Below are 16,157 nucleotides of genomic sequence, written 5' to 3' on the forward strand. Positions count from 1 at the left end.
TTTCAGGATTTAGTGAGAGAAGTTAACGATCTTAAAATACTAGATCTAGGGTGTGGAGATGGAAGATATGGGTGTGAGCTTTTAGACAAAGGATGTTATTACAAGAAGCGGATTTCTTATTCGAGACTTTATGAAATCATTTTTAATCATTCCATAAAAATGAAAAAACTCAAAGGAGAGATATAAATGTTCAAACAACCACTTATTGTTCAAACATTATTAGATGAAGCAAAAAAGTTACACTTTTCAATGTCTTGTGATTTAGAAACAGGCTCTATTTTAAGGACACTTGCAGCTTCTAAACCAGAAAGTAATATTTTAGAAATTGGAACAGGGGTCGGGGTTTCTACAAGCTGGATACTAGAAGGAATGGACACAAATTCAAATTTAATTTCTATTGAAATGGACAAAGAAGCTCATCAAATTGCTAAACAACACTTAGGAAAAGATGAAAGAGTAACTTTTGTTACGATGGATGGCAGTGATTTCATTAAAAACAATAAAGATAAGAAGTTTGAGTTGATCTTTGCAGACTCATGGCCAGGAAAATTTTATGATCTAGAAGAAACGCTGGGGATGTTAAAAAAAGGCGGTATTTATCTAATAGATGATTTAACCCCTGCAGAGAATTGGCCTGAAGAACATGGACCTAAAGTAGACCACCTAAAAGAATACTTAAGTAAACGAGATGATTTGCAAATAACCCCGCTTGATTGGTCAACAGGTTTGATCATAGCAGTGAAAAAATAATGAAGAACAGGTGATAAACAGCAATGAAAACGAACATATACTTTGTAAGGCATGCACATTCAACTTATACTCCGGATGAATTAAACAGACCTTTATCAGAACGTGGGTTTCTTGATGCTAAAGTAGTAACTGAAACTTTAAAAAGTGTAAATATTGATGTTGTTATCTCAAGTCCTTATAAGAGAGCCATCCAGACTGTGGAGGGAATAGCTCAACATTTCGATCAAACCATTATGATGGAAGAAGATTACAAGGAACGTTTGTTGTCAAAAGTGCCTGTAGATGATTTCAACAATGCAATCAAAAAAGTATGGGAGGATGAACACTTTTCTTGGGAAGGTGGGGAGTCCAATTACATCGCGCAAGAAAGAGGAGTTTCTGTAACTAAAAAGGTATTAGATATATATCATGGGAAGAACATTGTGGTAGGAACACATGGCAATATTATGGTTTTAATTATGAAATATTTTGATAGCAAATATGACTATCACTTTTGGAAAGAGCTTGATATGCCTGATATATACAAATTAACTTTTGAAGGTGAGAAGCTGATATACGTTAACCATCTTTGGAGGAGAAAAACAATTTGAAAAGCTGAGTGAAAATACTACTACACCCATCATTATATTGTGTTTTTCTTGTTTTTTTGATTATCACTAGCTTTTACAAAACTAGAAATCCATTAGATTCTAAGAAAATAGAAATACCACAAAAGAGGTTAGGGGTTGGAGTGTTTTCTTTTTTTGCAGGATTTATTATGTTCGCTATTAGTTTAATAGAGTTATATATGAAAAGTAGAAATTTACCATTGTTACCATGGCTAAGTGTCTTAAGTGTACCATTTATGTTTGTAGGAATTGTTCTTTGTTTGGATTTCTTTTATTTAAGATTAAAAAATGGGAATTTCAAGAAGTTACAATCGTTCCTTGAAAAACTTGGTGTTTACTAGAATTAATAATCCAACCAATGAAGTAAATACCATGATAGCAATAATTTCTATTGGACCCAAGTCAATGTTTACTTTTGAAGTATTATTCCTTTCATAAGCTGAGAAACTAGTATTGTCCCAATTTTCATAAATGATGTTTTCATCGTAACGTGTTAAGGCTTTAGCCACTTCTCCAGACTCTAAGAGGCTTACATAAATTAAAGTATCATTTGCATCATAGCCTGTATATATAACAGCAGGTTCATTATTCTCATTCACAGAACTAAACTTGCTTAATTCTGTAATGGAGATGTTATCCTTCACAAATTCCCTGAATAGTTCTTTATCATAAATATCAATTCTGAAGGTTCCATTTCCGTTATCTAGATGTTGAGTTTCTAACGGTTGTGCATTCTCAAGTTTCTTAAACACAGCTGTTAAAATACTTTTTTCATACGATACATCTAGCAATTTTTTTGTTTCTTCGTCTATTTCAAGTTCTTTGAGTGGAGTGGAATCTGAATGAATAAGAAATATGCCCATTATAAAGAGGAATAATATGATCATCTTTATAGTTCTAAACCTCATTGAAAACCACCACCTTAATGAATGTATGGTAAATATATGTATATTTTACATGAAAATGTTGTTTTGTGGGGATAAATTTTGGCACATCAATGAGGTCAAGAAGTCATATTACTGGTTTATTCTTTAATTGCCATGACTCGAATCCGTTTATAATCTGCAATCCAAGAATGGTTTTTAAATAATTTAGGCTTTAATATATCCACGATTTCAACGTAAGCATCCTGTTTTTCTGATGGTGTAAAGTGCTGAAAAAAATCATCTGAAAATATGTCCAGCCAATGTACCAAACCTCGCTCGCCATCTTCTAAAGGGGTTGGACGTTCAAAATGAATACAATAAGTAACTCTAAAACCATGGGCCTCAAGCAAACTTGTATATTCACCTATACTGGGAAAGTAAAAAGGGTCTAGTTTCTCCGCATTTATTCCGTACCTCTGATTCAATACTGTTTTTATCGTCTTCATGATCTGTCCAACATTTCCCTTGCCACCAAATTCTGCTACAAAACGTCCACCTGATGTTAAGGACTGAGATATAGCACTAACAACATTCGGAGCATTTTTAATCCAATGTAGAGCAGCATTTGAGAAAACAACATCATAACATTCGTTGGTTTGAAAAGTTGCAGCATTGTCCACTGAGAATTTCAGGTCTGGATATTTTTCTCTCGCTTTATGAATCATAGATTCTGATAAATCCATTCCTTTGACTTCTGCTCCGGACTTTGAAATTTCATAAGTAAGATCTCCTGTGCCACAGCCTAAATCAAGAATCTTTTCCTCTTTTTTTGCGTTTAAAAGCTTAAGAACACCGTTGCCAAATTGTGAAACAAAATGATGTTTATCGTCATATAGATTGGAATCCCACTCATTTATAGATTGCATTGTAAATCCATCCCTTTCAATTTATGTTAGTTTAACATGAAAAAGAGTGATAAGAGAAAGATATAAAAACTATAAAGATGATAGGTAAAATCTATTACGATGGATTCGTTTATTTATATAACGTTTTTAAAACGATTTTCTCCCACAGTCGCCACGGCAGGATACTTTTTACAAAATGATTTAATTTCACACCTTTTCCAACAGCATAACGAAGCTTAGGGTGTGGAGTATTTGCAGCAAAAGTGATGAGCTTAGCTACATCTGTTGGATTTCCTAAGTTTTTTTCCTCATTTGTAAGCCTGGTTTGTATTTTTTCCATGAACGGTTTGTATGAGGAGTTGTGTAATAAAGTTTCAGCATCAGTTAAGCTGCTGCTCCAAATATTCGTAGCATATGATCCGGGTTCTATTAAAATCACATCGATGCCGAAAGGTTTTAATTCCAACCGAAGAGATTCACAAAAACCTTCAATGGCATGTTTGGATGCCACATATGCTGACAATGCAGGGAACCCTATTAATCCAGAAACACTGCTTAGATTAATGATGCGTCCTGATTTTTGTTTTTTCATGAAAGGAATGACAGCTTGGGATATAGAGATAACGCCTAAAACATTGGTTTCAAATTGCGCTCTATATTGTTCAATCGTTACATCCTCAGCAAAACCGCCTTGAGCAAACCCAGCATTATTAACAAGGAGCTGGATATGACGATAGTGCTCTAATTTATTTTGAAATTGTACTATATCTTCCTGGGATGTCACATCTAATTGTAAAAAATCCACTTTATCTCGCAAGTGATGTTTGATTAATTCATTTTGTAAAACCTCTGCTTTTTCTAAATTCCGCATAGTGGCAATAACATGATAACCTGATTTAGCAAGTTCCAATACAGTCAATAAACCAAATCCACTGGAAGCACCTGTTACAATCGCTTGTTTAACATTCACTAAGTTCACCTCTTCATCCTAAGGAAGCAAAAAAAACTCCCTTGATATTCTAAGGATATCATACGGGAGCTCAACAGCACTATATTATATGCATTAAAAGGAGTAGATTAGTATCCTCTGACATTTATTTCTCCAATCAATAGTGAGACTTAATTTGATTTTTTACAGTGATCTGAGTTTAAGAAAGGGTGTATTATTATTATTTTTATCTATTATATATTATTCAGCAGATCATTGAATGGATTGGACTCATGCGGAGATTAATCAAAAAAATGTGCCTTTTACAACATTGTAAACAATGTTCTTTTAAGGTACAATTCTACTAGAATATTTAGGTATAAAGTAATAGAAATGATGTATTTTTTACTTTAATGGAATTGAGATGGTGGTATAAGATATGAATGATTTTAAAAATGAACAAGGTGCTGTTATTATATACGTTCTAATTATTTCAGCTTTTTTAATGCTTATTACACCTATCTTATTTGATATGATCTTATCGTCAAAGTCCATAGATGACAAAAATGAGGATTTAAAGCTTATAACTTTATCAACAGTTAGTGGGATGGAGTCTTTTTTAGAATATATAGAAGATGTCAAAGATGATTTAGTTATTGTAGAAGAATTATATGAATTTGATGAAAATAGTGGACGAGAAGACCTTAGATATCATGGATACACGGGACAAGGTGGAATAGATATCTTATTGTCTGATGGTACATTGGCAAAATATATAATGGATATTGAGAAAGTAGAAACAGGGTCAGGTGATTCTCTTGAAACCTACTATGAAGTTTCAGTTTCAACAAGTATTGGAAGTGGAGCAGCAAAACAAGAGAAGACCATTACTTATAAAATAAGTAGTGGAAGCAGTGGAGGAGATAATGGAGGAGACACAGGTGGAGACAATGGCGGGGATACTGGAGGAGGAAATGAAGAACCGAATATACCAGATGATGTAAATGATGATGTTGAAGAGAATGAGAATATAGGTTTGAAATACATTCTTGGTGAAGACAATAATGCGAAATTTCTAAAGCAAACAGAATTCTGGTTTGATGTAGCAACGGACAATTATAGATTTGTTGAATATCATTATATTACTGATGACCATGATAACCGTACAGAAGAAGCACCTATAGGTACAAACAATTCAGTTTATTGCTATATAAATACAAGTATAGAATGTAGTGATGTAGATACAAATCATACAATTACTACTAGCGAAGGTAATTTAGGGATTATTCAATATAAGATCGTCACACAGACGATAGAACAATTTCACGATGGAAAACAGCAGGAGTCTTTCTGGATTACACCATTTGGTGTATCGTTTAATAGTAGTAATGAAATCTATGTTTGGTTTACTCCTGATGAATTTATTAATGAAAGTGATCCAAATTTTAAATATGTTAAATTTCTTTCTGATATACCCGGTGATAACAATAGCTCAGTAACTTTAGATTACAATGATAATACAGGTAAATATGATGCTACTATACCTTTAGAAGAGCCTATTAATCGATTAGATTATCAATTCAAATTTGAACGAATTGGTATTGATAAAATTTACAATACTCAATCAATCGATATTCCTGTTCATGGGGTTGAGCTTAGTGAAGATAAAAAAGAAGCTATAATATGGTATGTTCCAGATGATAACAATCTTACAAAGTATAATAGAGTGTATATTGAGAGCATTTTACCTAGGCAAGATCCGTTGGATTTGACCTATAATGATGAGAAGAGTAGGTTTGAAGAGGAATATACACTCCCACCAATTAGTGTTGATGGTGTTACAATAGATCAGCCAATTTCGTTAATTCAATACTATATTGTGATTGATAAAAATAATAATGACAATATTAATGAAAATAGAATCGAAAGAGGTTATTGGAATACATTTTGGGATCCTGATCTATCAAATCGAGAAACGATCTTTTTTGAAAGAATTAACTAAAAAAAGCCCCTTGGGCTTTTTTTATCTTTTGTATTAAAATTCAAATAACTTTATAGAAGTATTTTTTATTACATGTTCAAATTCAACTGTAAAGTCTATTAAGTTTCCTGACTTAGACACTTGAAAATCTTCCACTTTATCAGCTAATAACATTTCGGAAGTATAAACTGTGTCTGACAAATCATCTGAATGAAATGCTTCATCAGAAATATTCAATTCATATAGAATCAGGTATCCATTCTCAAATTTAAATGATTTATAATGATAATTCCCTGAGCCTTCACCTGTTTTTACTCGCACTTCCTCTGTATATAGATTATTGTTTTTGGTAAAAATATCTATAGAGTCAGTGACATATTTAGAAATGGTAGTCATTGTTAGTTCAGCATTAGCATCGTTGGAATATTTTTCGATGGAATTTTCCCAAAATAAATGACTAGAGTAAAATAACATGATGCCTAAAGTAGCAATGACAGAAATTAGAACGATTCCAGCTAGCAATTCAACTAATGTAAAACCTTCATTTTTTTTGATCCATTTCATAATCTGTTATTCCTCCCAAGAAACATTCACAGTTGCAATCTGGGTACTGTTATTGTAAAGAAATGTAAACATTGTCACTTCAGTTGAGGAATCACTTCCAGTCAAATTTAATTTATAACCTTCACCAATGTTTCTTAAATCTATAGAGTCTATATTAATTTTATAAGAATACTCAGTTTTATTCATTTCAAATTCACCATTTGTTTCAAAATCATTGTTATTTCTTAATTCATTTAATATCTTCTCAGCAACTTGAAGAGCATCTGTTTTATGATCCTGCTTGATGTCTGTTTTAAGGTAGATTTGAGACATGGTTGCAAAGGTGACAAGAACGATGGAGATTATGGCTATAGACCCAATGATTTCAATTATACTTAGGCCATTTTGACTACTAGTAAATTTCTTGAACCACATTTTGAAATTCATAATTTAGCCTCATTCCTCTAAAACTAACTTTATTGTAATCGAATCGCTAACTACTATAATATAAGAAAAACAAGCAAGAATCTATCTAAAATCTAACTAGATAAAAAAAATGTAACATTTATTGTAACTTAAGGCCACAAAATTGCTAATTTATGATATACTAATCCAAATAGGACTTTATTCCCTATTTTTCGTCAAGATTAGTAAATAATACCCATAATATTGAATATCATTCAAGTTATATTTTTCTAGTTGATTTATTTAGGATACCTAATATAATAAAGTGTGCACTAACATTGATCAGGGAGTAGAAGCGTTTATGGCAGTTACTAAAAAAAGGCTTGGAGATTTGTTGGTAGATTCAGGATTGATCACGAGTGATCAGCTTACTCAAACACTCAGTGATCAAAAAAATTCTAACCTTAAACTGGGAGATTTATTAATACAAAAAGGAATTATTACTGAACAGCAGTTGATCCAAGCATTAGAATTCCAGTTAGGTATTCCTCACATTACTCTAGCTACATATGAAATTGACATGAAATTAGTAAATATCATATCTGAGCAAATTGCAAAGAAATATCAAGTCATTCCAATTCGAAAAAGTGGAAAAAAACTTCTAGTAGCCATGGTTGATCCGTTGGATTTTTTCGCAATTGAGGATCTGAGTTTGCTAACGGGTTTTATAATTGAGCCTGCGTTAATTACTAAGGATGAATTACAAAGTGCGATTGCAAGTTTATATGGTTTACATGAATCTATGAATCAAGTTATCAACGACGTGAAGAATGATACGGAAGAGATTGATGAAAGTGAAATTACAGATAAAGACTCGCCTGTTGTTAGATTAGTAAATGAAATGTTAGAGCAGGCCGTTCAGCTTCGTGTTAGTGATATCCATGTTGATCCCATGGAAAACCGTATTTTGATTCGTTATCGAATTGATGGTGCATTACGAACTGAAAGAATCTTACCTAAAAGTGTACAAGGCATTTTGATAGCAAGATTAAAAATTATGGCGAATTTAAACATCGCTGAACGAAGGCATCCTCAAGATGGTCGAATAATGATCAATCTGGATTTTAAAAAGATAGATATTAGAGTAGCTACATTACCAACTATACATGGTGAAAAAGTTGTACTTCGGATTTTAGATTTAAGCCATAGTGTGAAGGAAATAAATAATTTAAATTTGAATGAAAATAATCTAAAGATTTTTAGAGAAATGTTAGATCGTCCACATGGGATGGTTTTAGTCACAGGTCCTACTGGAAGTGGAAAAACAACAACGTTGTACTCAGCATTGCAACATTTAAATCATGATGAAACTAACATCATTACAATTGAGGATCCAGTCGAATACCAATTAGAAGGAATAAACCAAGTCCAAGTGAGTTCACAAACTGGTTTATCCTTTAGCAAAGGGTTACGTTCTATTCTAAGACAAGATCCAAACATTGTGATGGTAGGAGAAATTAGAGACATTGAAACTATAGATATCTCCATTCGTGCTTCACTTACTGGACATTTGGTTTTTTCAACAATACATACAAATAGTGCGATTAGTACAATTACTCGTTTAAGAGAAATGGGCGTAGAACCTTATTTGATATCTTCTTCTTTAATCGGTATCGTTTCACAGCGACTAGTAAGACAAATTTGTCAACACTGTAAAGTTGCATATGAGCCTAGTGAACAGGAAAGCATTTTTTTATCAAAGCATGGTTTAGCGCTCAATGTTCTTTATAAGGGAAAAGGCTGCGGTGTATGTAATCGAAGTGGATATCGAGGTAGAATCGGGATTCACGAAATTTTGTGGATTGATCATCGCATGAGAACCTTAATTTTGGAAAATGCAACATCTGAACAATTTGAAAACTGGGCATCAGAGAATGGGTTTGTATCTATTTTTGAAGATGGATTGCAAAAAGTAAACCAAGGGTTCACTACTTTACAGGAAGTCATAAAGGAAGTTTCTATGGATTGACCTACTTCTATTAAAGAAAGGAGTATTAAGATGAGTGAGGATATTAAAAGAGAATTTGAAGTATTATTAAAAAATGCTTTTGAATCAGGCGCGTCTGATCTTCACTTGTCGGTTAGATCACCACCAATTATGCGTGTAAACGGGGTGCTAAAACCGCTGGATACATCTTTGCTTGAACCATCACAAACAGAAGCTTTTGCCAAATCCATTTTAACAAAAACTCTATACGTATCTTTTGAACAAAATGGTGAGGTTGATTTTTCTATCAGTGTACCTGGAATATCCCGGTTTAGAGTGAATGTATATCGACAGAGGAATTCAGTAAGTATTGCAGCAAGAATTGTTCCGACTACAATTCCGTCACTTGAGGAGTTAGATCTACCTTTAGTATTATCAGATCTATCTAAAAAAAATCATGGTCTAGTGTTAGTGACAGGACCAACTGGTAGTGGTAAATCAACCACTCTAGCGGCAATGATTAATTATATTAATCAGAACGAACGTAAACATATCATTACGTTAGAGGACCCGATTGAATACCTGCACTCACATGGGAAAAGCATTATTGACCAACGAGAAATTGGTTCGGATACGATGAATTTTACAACTGGATTACGAGCAGCTCTAAGACAAGATCCCGATGTTCTTTTAGTTGGTGAAATGAGAGATCCTGAAACGATTAGTACAGCCATTACAGCAGCTGAAACTGGACATCTTGTTTTAGCTACCTTACATACCATCGATGCAATGCAAACGATAGATCGTATTGTTGATTCATTCCCTGGCTCTCAGCAAGCACAAATTCGAATTCAACTTTCTCTAGTGTTAGAAGGGGTAGTGTCCCAACGACTATTAACCAATAAATCGGGGCAAGGAAGAATTTGTGCAACGGAGGTATTAATGAATACCCATGCAGTTGCAAACCTGATTCGTAATGAAAAAGTGCATCAACTGAAAAGTATTATGCAAACTAACGCCATGTTAGGCATGCATACGATGGAAATGAGTCTGAAGGAACTACTTAGAAAAAATCAAATAGATGAAAAAACAGCTAAAACATACCTCTCGGAGGGAACAGGACAGGATGCCTCAATACACTTATAAATGTAAAGATCTACAGGGCAAAAAACATAAAGGACAAATAAACGCACCTGACAAAACAACAGCGATGACAGAGCTGAAAAAACAAAAATGGATTGTTTATTCTTTAAAAGAATATAACCCAACACTATGGTCAACAGAAATTTACTTTGGAAATCCAGTGAAAAATAAACATTTTATCATATTCTGCAGACAGCTTTCTGCGCTAACACGAGCAGGGGTTTCCATTGTAGAGTCCATTCGAGTTTTGGCTGAACAAACAGAAAGCAAACCGTTAAAAAAAGCATTAACATCTGTTTCAGCATCTATGTTAAAAGGGAACTCTTTTTCTCATTCAGCATCTGAGTATAAACAAATCTTCCCACCGATTTTTATTAATATGATTCGTGCTGGGGAAGAATCAGGGAATATGGAGGATACATTAGATCGGTTAGCTACTTATTTTGAAAAAGCACATTATACAAAAGAAAAAGTGAAGTCCGCTATGATGTATCCAATGATCGTGGGTTTGATCTCGGTTATTGTTATCATTTATCTGATGAATTTTGTCGTTCCAAGATTTGTAGGTGTATTTGAAGATCTAGGAACTGAATTACCTCTGATCACTAAACTAGTAATTTCTACTAGTGATAGTATGCAAGCACAATGGTATTTTTGGTTGATAGGTATTATTGTGATAGTGGTAGGATTTCAATTATTTAAGAGATCTAAACTTGGAAGTTATATATTGGATTATGTAAAGTTAAAAATGCCTGTGTTTGGAATGCTGAATCAGAAATCGATGATTGCACAAATGTCTAGGACATTATCATCATTGTACGCTAGTTCAGTTCCTGTATTGCAATCCCTTACTATTGTTGAGAGAGTGGTAGATAACAAAGTGATAGGCAACGTTTTGAATGAATCCAAAGATTCATTACGAAAAGGTTTACCATTATCAGAGCCCTTAAAAAAATCCTGGGTGTTCCCACCCTTAGTAACACAGATGATTGCAATAGGAGAAGAAACAGGTACATTAGATGAAATGTTAGGAAAAGTGGCTGAATTCTATGAAAAAGATGTAGAAAATCTAGTAGACAGATTGAAGTCTTTATTAGAACCGTTGTTAATTTTAATGTTAACCGGTGTAGTAGGCACAATTATAGCCGCTATATTAATCCCGATGTTATCTATTTATTCTAATTTAGGATAAATAATATAAAAATTATTTTTTAGGAGTGTTAAAAATGATAAAAAAAATGAAAAACATGTTCAAACAAGAAAAAGGGTTAACTTTAATTGAGTTATTAGCAGTTATTGTAGTGTTAGGAATTATTGCTGCAATTGCAGTACCATCTATTAATGGCATAATTAATGATACTAAGGAGCAAGCTAGGGAAGCAATAGCAATTCAGATTTATGAGTCAGCTAGAATTCATAGTACTATACATAACTTACCAGAACAAGAAATTGAATTATCCACTCTTATTTCTACAGCTGATGATGTAAGATACTTTGAGGCGGGAGATTTAGTTGATCCTGTAACTGGTGGACAAATTGAAGCCACATCAAAAGTTGATTTCGGAGAACGTGATGCTAGTACAAACACTGATGGAAACAGCGTAGTGTTAGTAATTACTGGTGTAAGTGATCCTGTCGAATATGAGTTTTCTGAGTTAGGACTTTAATATTTAATCTGGAGAAATATATGACAATCCTTATCTACATCTATCTTTTTATCCTAGGTCTCGTATTCGGCTCGTTTTTTAATGTAGTCGGATTACGAGTCCCTAACAAACAATCAATTATAAATCCACCTTCTCACTGCCCCCAATGTCAACATCGACTGGGGGTTTGGGATTTAATCCCTGTATTTAGTTATCTATTTAATAGAGGGAAATGCAGGTATTGTGGTGAAAAAGTTTCTCCTATATATATGACTGGTGAATTGTGTACTGGAGTTTTGTTTGTTTGGGTATTTGCTATCACTGGTTATAAAGGAGAACTTATAATTGGCTTATTAGTCGTTTGTTTGTCTGTTATTATTACTGTTTCTGATTTAAAATATATGATCATCCCGAATAATGTTTTGTTATTTTTCCTTCCTTTTTTCATCATAACTAGATTTTTATTTCCTTCTTTACCTATATGGCATTATGTTGTCGGTTTTTTTGTAGGTGGGGGAATATTGCTTCTATTAGCTATTGTAAGTAGAGGTGGAATGGGAATGGGAGATGTGAAATTATTTGCAATTTATGGATTTGTCCTTGGATATCAACAAATATTATTTGCTTTATTTATAGCTAGTGTAATTGGTAGTTTAGTAGGAATATCTTTAATTTTGTTTAAAAAAGTACAGAGAAAACAACCTATTCCTTTTGGACCCTATTTAGCTTTAGGCACACTCATTACGTATGGATATGGAGATGAAATATTACAATGGTATCGTTCCTTCCTATTACATCTGTGAACATAGGATTAACCATTACTTCTACGGGAATTCGATATGTTCAGTTAAAAGCGAAAAAAATAGTGAAAACGGGTTTCTTACCGATTGAAGAGGGTTTGATTTTTGACGATGAGATCCAAAATTTTGATATATTGCTAGCAAAAATAAAACCATGGATTAAACAAGAGAAATTAACTGGTAAATCAATTCATATATGTATTCCTTCTACTAAAGCCTATATCCGTAGCGTTGAGATGCCACCTGCTAAAGGGAAGATGTTAAAACAAATGATACAGTTAGAAATTGAAACCTCAATTCAACTGCCATTTGAAAATCCAATTTATGATTATGTTATTTTAGATCAGAAAAAAGAAGATCAAAATCAAGTATTGGTGGTAGCTGCTCCATCATCTCTTGTAGAATCATATGTTATGTTATTTCAAAAAGCAGGTTTAAAAATAAAGACGGTGGATTTGTCCTCCTTATCCCTATACCGTGTAACAAATCATATCATTAAGGACATTCCACAGAATTTACTACTAGTTTATTTAACAAATGAAAATGTAGAAATTTTATTATTTCACCATGGAGTACCAGAGTTTACTAGAGAGGTTTCCATACTAGATTTATTTAAAAATATAGATGAAGATCCTGATCATGAATGGAAGTGGGGGGAAATTCAATCCGAAATTTATCGAATGGTTCAGTTTTTTGAAAATCATATTCATGAAGGGGCTGAACAAATTACAGATATTCTTTTACTTGGAGCATACCCTAATAAAGATCAACTTATCAAGTACTTAAACGAATTTTTTGATGGGATTTCAATAGGGAAAATTGATTTGTCTGAAAGTTTAATATTAGATAAAGTTGATTTCACAATTCCGTATGGTTTGGCTTTAAAAGGGATGGTTCGCAAATGATTGATATTAATCTATTACCCAAAAAAGATAGAGAAAGAAACCTCATTCCTTTGTTGATTATCTTCTTCATCATTGCATGGTTTTTATTAATTTCACTATTGGTGTATCAAAATTTAATAGTACAGCAAAAAATAGCGCAAGAAGAAATTGATGTTGAAAAGATATTATCAGAACAAAAACAGTTAAACAATGTTCTAAATGAATTAAACGAAATCAAAATAGCTGAACAAGAGATTGATATAAAAGATATATTAGAAGTGTTAGAATATATTCGATTAGATGTTCCTAATATATTGCTTAACATCAATACTTCATTACCAGTGGATGGTAAAGTGACTAGTGTTTATTTTAGTTTACCTTCAGAGCTTTCTATGATTACAGAATTGAAAAGCTTATCCGATGCAGCGGATTATTTGGTGAATTTAAGAAAACTACCTTTTGTTCATGAAGCTGATTTACAAGTCATAAATAAAGAAGGTTTTTCTAAAGATGAAGACCAATTAGAATCAGGCATCGAAAATAAATACTACTCGATTCGTTATGTCATTGAATTGAAAAAAGAGGAGTGATAACCGATGAAGAAACTATATAAAAATAAAACGAAGTGGATCATCGGGATCACTGTTTTTTATGTCATCCTTGCAACGTATTATTTTTTCTATTTTCAAAAAAATATGGAATTGCTTGATCAAAAAGTCGAAGAGAAAACAAATGTTCAAAGGGTTTTAGAACAAACCGTAATGGCTGTAGAGAGTTCTAAAAGCGAGTTGTCTGAAGGAGATCAAGAAGATGTTAAAAATCCAGAGGATCAATTACCAAATGTAGATCGAACAGATCAGATGATAAAAACATTAGAATCTCTTGAAGCTTTAACTGGTGTAAGCATATCGAGCATCAGTTTTAATGATGGAAAGTTTGAACTCAATGATTCGACAGATGAAGAAATAAATTACTTGGATTTATTATTAAAACAAGATAATGAACTAGAGCAAGAAGAGCAATTGGAAATTCAAGATGTTATTCCAGAATTACATGAAATTGATATTTCATTGCAACTATCCGGTACTTATTTTCAATTTATAGAATTCCTAGAAAAAATACAAAATGACGATCGATTTTATTTAGTTCGATCTATCGAATATCAATTAAACGGGGAGAAAGTAATCACTGAGCAAAATGATTTGAATTTAGAAACCACAAGTGTGGATGAATTATTAGGGCAATTGGATGCAGATATTGTGTCTACACTAAATTCAGTACAAGGTGATAATTATGAATCATTTATAGCTCCAAACCAAAGGGATACAAACTTTTTTGTGAATTTATCAGCTTATTACTTACCAAAGCAAGATGAAGTATCTTCTTCATAATATTTAAGTTCTTTATATTCAGCACCCTTAGTATCAGTGTAATGAATAACAATATGATTATGTACTGAATCATTAGCGTTATAACTCCACGAAAATCGCCATATATCTCTTTCTCCTTGCTCGTGATATATTAATTTTCTGTTCTTCCATTGCTGAGTTCCTGTTGGAACAATCCAAGCTTTCATTTCACGAACATTTTTCAGCTTAATATCAACTTTAACTTCACCACTCCCTTTTCCTACATGAATCCGTCCTCATCCCCCATCATACGGGCAATCATGCTTCCCATGCATCTTTTTTATACTTTGAGCAAGTAACAAGTCACTATTGAGAAGGACTTTACAAAACAGGAAGTTTTGATGTCGACGTTAATCACATGGAAGTGATTGTTTTTAGTCGAGGAACAATAGTGACTTGCTTTCTCCCCATCTATTGATTTTTTATCCAATATCAACGAAAATGAATAAGGTAAAATAAATTTCGGAGGGTACATATCATGCGTCAATATTTAGATCTACTAGAAGATATTTTGGAAAATGGTGTACGAAAAGAAGATCGTACTGGAACTGGCACCATCTCAGTATTTGGAAGACAATTACGTTTCGATCTTCAAGCTGGTTTTCCCTTATTAACAACCAAAAAACTGCATACACGTTCTATTATTCATGAATTGTTATGGTTTTTAAAAGGAGAAACGAATATTGAATACTTAAAGGAAAATGGAGTCTCTATTTGGGATGAATGGGCGGATGAAAACGGAGATTTAGGACCTGTTTACGGCTCTCAATGGAGAAGTTGGGAGAAGAAGGACGGGACGTTTGTAGATCAAATTAAACAGGTCGTAGATCAAATTAAACATAACCCTGATTCTAGGCGTTTATTAGTAAATGCTTGGAATGTTGGTGAGATTGAGAACATGAAGCTGCCTCCTTGTCATTATGCTTTTCAATTTTATGTTGCTGATGGAAAGCTCTCTCTCATGTGGCAGCAAAGATCCGTGGATACATTTTTAGGTTTACCTTTTAACATTACAAGTTATGCTTTATTAACCTACATGGTTGCACAGCAATGTGATCTAGAGGTTGGAGAATTAGTATTTACTGGTGGAGATGTACACTTATACTCAAATCATTTGGAACAAGCGAAACTACAGCTTACTCGTGAACCTAGAGAATTGCCTCAGCTTATCATAAAACGTAAACCATCGTCCATTTTTGATTATAAGTTTGAGGATTTTGAAATTACCAATTATGATCCACATCCACATATTAAAGGAGAAGTGGCGATTTAACTTCAGCATATCTTTAAGAATTGTATACC

Annotated in this window: 17 protein-coding genes; 12 read left to right on the top strand and 5 right to left on the bottom strand. The window is 33.1% G+C overall.

Annotated features, from left to right (window positions below):
* Positions 1-186 precede the first annotated feature (186 nt).
* Together Q5Y73_RS09235 and Q5Y73_RS09240 are read left to right on the top strand one after the other, a co-directional pair.
* A complete protein-coding gene (locus Q5Y73_RS09235; RefSeq protein WP_305991574.1) occupies positions 187-750 on the top strand; it encodes an O-methyltransferase in 564 nt (187 codons plus the stop codon).
* A 23-nt stretch (positions 751-773) separates the two neighbouring features.
* Positions 774-1,340: a histidine phosphatase family protein gene (locus Q5Y73_RS09240; RefSeq protein ID WP_305991575.1), complete on the top strand. Its 567-nt coding sequence runs from the start codon at positions 774-776 to the stop codon at positions 1,338-1,340.
* A gap of 323 nt (positions 1,341-1,663) precedes the next feature.
* Here the strand turns inward: Q5Y73_RS09240 and Q5Y73_RS09245 are convergent, their stop codons facing one another.
* From Q5Y73_RS09245 to Q5Y73_RS09255, 3 genes are all read right to left on the bottom strand, one after another.
* Positions 1,664-2,266 carry a hypothetical protein gene (locus Q5Y73_RS09245; RefSeq protein ID WP_305991576.1) on the bottom strand — a complete coding sequence of 201 codons (603 nt, stop codon included), beginning with the start codon at positions 2,264-2,266 and terminating at the stop codon, positions 1,664-1,666.
* Between the two features lie 116 nt (positions 2,267-2,382).
* Positions 2,383-3,150, bottom strand: a complete 768-nt coding sequence (locus tag Q5Y73_RS09250; protein ID WP_305991577.1) for a class I SAM-dependent methyltransferase — start codon at positions 3,148-3,150, stop codon at positions 2,383-2,385.
* Between the two features lie 109 nt (positions 3,151-3,259).
* Entirely contained in the window at positions 3,260-4,099 is an 840-nt protein-coding gene (locus Q5Y73_RS09255) for an SDR family oxidoreductase (protein ID WP_305991578.1), read from the bottom strand.
* A 397-nt stretch (positions 4,100-4,496) separates the two neighbouring features.
* On the opposite strand from Q5Y73_RS09255, the gene Q5Y73_RS09260 reads away from it, so the two are divergent.
* Positions 4,497-6,059 (top strand): hypothetical protein, encoded by a 1,563-nt coding sequence (locus Q5Y73_RS09260; protein ID WP_305991579.1) that lies wholly within the window; start codon positions 4,497-4,499, stop codon positions 6,057-6,059.
* A 33-nt stretch (positions 6,060-6,092) separates the two neighbouring features.
* Here Q5Y73_RS09260 and Q5Y73_RS09265 read toward each other — a convergent pair whose 3' ends face one another.
* Positions 6,093-6,602 (bottom strand): type II secretion system protein, encoded by a 510-nt coding sequence (locus Q5Y73_RS09265; RefSeq protein WP_305991580.1) that lies wholly within the window; start codon positions 6,600-6,602, stop codon positions 6,093-6,095.
* 6 nt (positions 6,603-6,608) lie between these two features.
* A complete protein-coding gene (locus tag Q5Y73_RS09270) occupies positions 6,609-7,028 on the bottom strand; it encodes a hypothetical protein (RefSeq protein ID WP_305991581.1) in 420 nt (139 codons plus the stop codon).
* Between the two features lie 319 nt (positions 7,029-7,347).
* On the opposite strand from Q5Y73_RS09270, the gene Q5Y73_RS09275 reads away from it, so the two are divergent.
* The 9 genes from Q5Y73_RS09275 (at position 7,348) to thyA (ending at position 16,128) form a co-directional block, all read left to right on the top strand.
* Complete coding sequence (locus tag Q5Y73_RS09275; protein ID WP_305991582.1) at positions 7,348-9,015, top strand: GspE/PulE family protein; 1,668 nt, start codon at positions 7,348-7,350, stop codon at positions 9,013-9,015.
* A gap of 42 nt (positions 9,016-9,057) precedes the next feature.
* The gene (locus tag Q5Y73_RS09280) at positions 9,058-10,119 is read left to right on the top strand and encodes a type IV pilus twitching motility protein PilT (RefSeq protein WP_305991642.1); all 1,062 of its coding nucleotides are present in this window, start codon (positions 9,058-9,060) and stop codon (positions 10,117-10,119) included.
* Complete coding sequence (locus Q5Y73_RS09285; RefSeq protein ID WP_305991583.1) at positions 10,100-11,308, top strand: type II secretion system F family protein; 1,209 nt, start codon at positions 10,100-10,102, stop codon at positions 11,306-11,308. Before Q5Y73_RS09280 ends, Q5Y73_RS09285 begins: the two co-directional genes overlap by 20 nt.
* Before the next feature lie 34 nt (positions 11,309-11,342).
* Positions 11,343-11,783: a pilus assembly FimT family protein gene (locus tag Q5Y73_RS09290; protein WP_305991584.1), complete on the top strand. Its 441-nt coding sequence runs from the start codon at positions 11,343-11,345 to the stop codon at positions 11,781-11,783.
* Positions 11,784-11,803: 20 nt separating this feature from the next.
* On the top strand, positions 11,804-12,565 hold the full coding sequence (locus Q5Y73_RS09295) for a prepilin peptidase (protein ID WP_305991585.1): 762 nt from the start codon (positions 11,804-11,806) through the stop codon (positions 12,563-12,565).
* Entirely contained in the window at positions 12,535-13,467 is a 933-nt protein-coding gene (pilM, locus tag Q5Y73_RS09300; RefSeq protein WP_305991586.1) for a type IV pilus biogenesis protein PilM, read from the top strand. Before Q5Y73_RS09295 ends, pilM begins: the two co-directional genes overlap by 31 nt.
* Positions 13,464-14,036, top strand: a complete 573-nt coding sequence (locus Q5Y73_RS09305) for a PilN domain-containing protein (RefSeq protein WP_305991587.1) — start codon at positions 13,464-13,466, stop codon at positions 14,034-14,036. Before pilM ends, Q5Y73_RS09305 begins: the two co-directional genes overlap by 4 nt.
* A gap of 6 nt (positions 14,037-14,042) precedes the next feature.
* Positions 14,043-14,837: a hypothetical protein gene (locus Q5Y73_RS09310; protein ID WP_305991588.1), complete on the top strand. Its 795-nt coding sequence runs from the start codon at positions 14,043-14,045 to the stop codon at positions 14,835-14,837.
* A gap of 496 nt (positions 14,838-15,333) precedes the next feature.
* Complete coding sequence (gene thyA / locus Q5Y73_RS09315; RefSeq protein ID WP_305991589.1) at positions 15,334-16,128, top strand: thymidylate synthase; 795 nt, start codon at positions 15,334-15,336, stop codon at positions 16,126-16,128.
* Positions 16,129-16,157: the final 29 nt, after the last annotated feature.

This window comes from Chengkuizengella axinellae (assembly GCF_030730905.1).
Classification (GTDB): domain Bacteria; phylum Bacillota; class Bacilli; order Paenibacillales; family KCTC-33759; genus Chengkuizengella; species Chengkuizengella axinellae.